Origin of the sequence: Rhodoferax sp., assembly GCF_028714215.1 — a bacterium.
Lineage (GTDB): Bacteria > Pseudomonadota > Gammaproteobacteria > Burkholderiales > Burkholderiaceae_C > Rhodoferax.
In genome coordinates, this window is record NZ_JAQTMS010000116.1 from 1 (window position 1) to 2,517 (window position 2,517).

The following is a 2,517-nucleotide window of genomic DNA, read 5'->3' on the forward strand; positions in this document are numbered from 1 at the left end:
GCTTTTTCAGCCGCATGATCCGTAAGACACCCTGGGTGCGCCTGAAGATGGCGGCCTCGCTGGATGGCAAGTCTGCTCTGGAAAATGGCGTCAGCCAGTGGATTACATCGGAGGCTGCGCGTACGGACGGACATGCCTGGCGCGCCCGCGCCTGCGCCGTACTCACCGGCATCGGCACCGTGCTCACGGACAACCCGCGCCTGGACGTGCGGCTGGTCGACACGCCACGCCAGCCTCATCTGGTGATCGTGGACAGCCGCCTTGAGACGCCACTGGATGCAGCATTTTTTACGCCGGGCCGCGTCATCTACCTCTACGCTGCCGTCCAAAACGAAGCTAAAAGAACAGCGTTGGAAGCGCGTGGCGCCACCGTCATCTACTCGCCCGGACACGAACCCGCAACGCGGAACAAGGTGGACCTCGCTGCCATGCTGCGTGACCTGGCCGCGCGTGAAATCAATGAGTTGCACGTGGAGGCCGGCCACAAGCTCAATGGCTCTTTCGTTCGGGAAGGTTTGGTGGATGAATATTTGGTCTACCTCGCACCCATGCTGATTGGGCTTGGCAGCGGCATGGCCAACTTTGGCCCCATCACGCAACTCAAAGACGCAGTGAACCTGCGCTTTCACAGCATCGAGCCCGTCGGTGATGACCTGCGTATTCTTGCCAGACCGCCCGGCCGCGAAACGTTTTAAATCGCTGACAGAACCCATTTTGCTATCAATTACATAGCCAAATAGGCAGATACGACGGGGGCTAGAGCCCTAAAAAGCTTAAATCAGTGGGTTTGGCATAGATTGGCGCGCTGCGGTCGCAACGACGAATAAGGCAGCACAGCCACCGCAAACCGACCGTAAATGACAGAACCCCTTTCAAAAATACAACTCTTTCCCTGCGAAAATACGCTTATGTTTACTGGAATCATCACCGGCGTGGGGCGCATCGCCGCCGTTCACGCCCTCGGCAGCTCTGCAAACCACGGCAAGCGCCTCACCATCGAATGCCCGCCCGCTTTCCTCGACGATGTCGGTTTGGGCGACAGCATCGCGCTCAATGGCGCCTGCATGACGGTGACCGCGTTGGATGTTGCGGGGCAGCAGTTCTGCGTCGATATTTCAGCCGAGTCACTCGACAAGACCGCCGGATTGAACGCGACGGGCAGCATCAACCTGGAGAAAGCCCTGCGTGCCAACGACCGCCTGGGTGGTCACAGGGTGTCTGGCCATGTTGATGGCATCGGGACCGTGACGCATTTTGCCCAGCTGGGTGAAAGCTGGCAGTTGCGGGTTTTGGTCCCCAAAACGCTGGCCAAATACCTCGCCTACAAAGGGTCGATCACGGTCAACGGCGTTAGCCTCACCGTCAACCGCGTCCAGGATACTGAAGACGGCTGCGAGATGAGCATTAACCTGATCCCGCACACGGTTCAGAATACGGCGCTTAATACACTGCAAACCGGCTCCGTGGTCAACCTTGAGATTGATTTGATCGCGCGCTATGTTGAACGCATGCTCAACGCGGACCCGCAGCAGACCCATCTGGCTGCGCCTTAACGCGTCAGCCGCCCTGCCCGCTACCCTCCTATTTAGCCATCCATGAAAGACCGCCGCATGACCGCCCCCATCCCCGTAACCATTTCCCCGGTTGAAGACATCGTGGCCGACATGCGCGCTGGCCGCATGGTGATTCTGGTCGATGAAGAAGACCGCGAAAACGAAGGCGACCTGGTGCTGGCCGCTGACCACGTCAGCGCTGAGGCCATCAACTTCATGGCCCGATTTGGCCGCGGCCTGATTTGCCTGACCCTCACCCGGGGCTTGTGTGAACGCCTGCAATTGCCGCCCATGACCGCGCGCAACGGCGACAAAAAAGGCACCGCCTTTACCGTGTCGATTGAAGCCGCTGAAGGCGTCACCACGGGCATTTCGGCTGCCGACCGCGCCCGCACCGTGCAAGCGGCGGTGGCCAAAAATTCTCACCCCGACGACCTGGTACAACCTGGGCATATCTTTCCTCTGCAAGCGGTTGAAGGCGGCGTTTTGATGCGCGCCGGCCACACCGAAGCCGGCTGCGACCTGGCCGACATGGCAGGTTGCACCCCCGCCGCCGTGATCTGCGAGATCATGAAAGACGACGGCACCATGGCCCGCCTGCCCGACCTGCAACTGTTTGCCGCCGAGCATGGCCTCAAGATTGGCACCATCGCTGACCTGATCGCGCACCGCAGCCGGGTCGAGTCGCTGGTTGAAAAATTGGGTTCCCGCCCGATCAACACCGCTTTTGGTGATTTCACCCTGCACGCTTTCAAAGACAAGACCGCCCACGCCGTCCATCTGGCGCTGGTCAAAGGTCAGTGGGCCGCAGGCGACACGGTGTTGGTCCGCGTGCATGAACCGCTGTCGGTGCTGGACGCGCTGGAGGTCGGTCGCGCCATGCATTCCTGGAGTCTCGATGCCGCCCTGGCCCGCATCGCCTCGGAGGGCAGGTGCGTGGTGGTGCTGCTCAATTGCGGCGAAA

Annotated in this window: 3 protein-coding genes; all 3 read left to right on the plus strand. The window is 60.4% G+C overall.

The annotated features are described in order from the left end of the window. The coding region (locus PHS32_RS24185) for a RibD family protein (protein ID WP_301082207.1) at positions 1-695 on the plus strand (695 nt) is incomplete at its 5' end. 213 nt (positions 696-908) lie between these two features. Then, positions 909-1,553, plus strand: coding sequence for a riboflavin synthase (locus PHS32_RS24190; RefSeq protein ID WP_301082208.1), 645 nt, complete (start codon positions 909-911; stop codon positions 1,551-1,553). A gap of 57 nt (positions 1,554-1,610) precedes the next feature. Further along, on the plus strand, positions 1,611-2,517 hold a 907-nt coding region (gene ribB, locus PHS32_RS24195), incomplete at its 3' end, for a 3,4-dihydroxy-2-butanone-4-phosphate synthase (protein ID WP_301082210.1).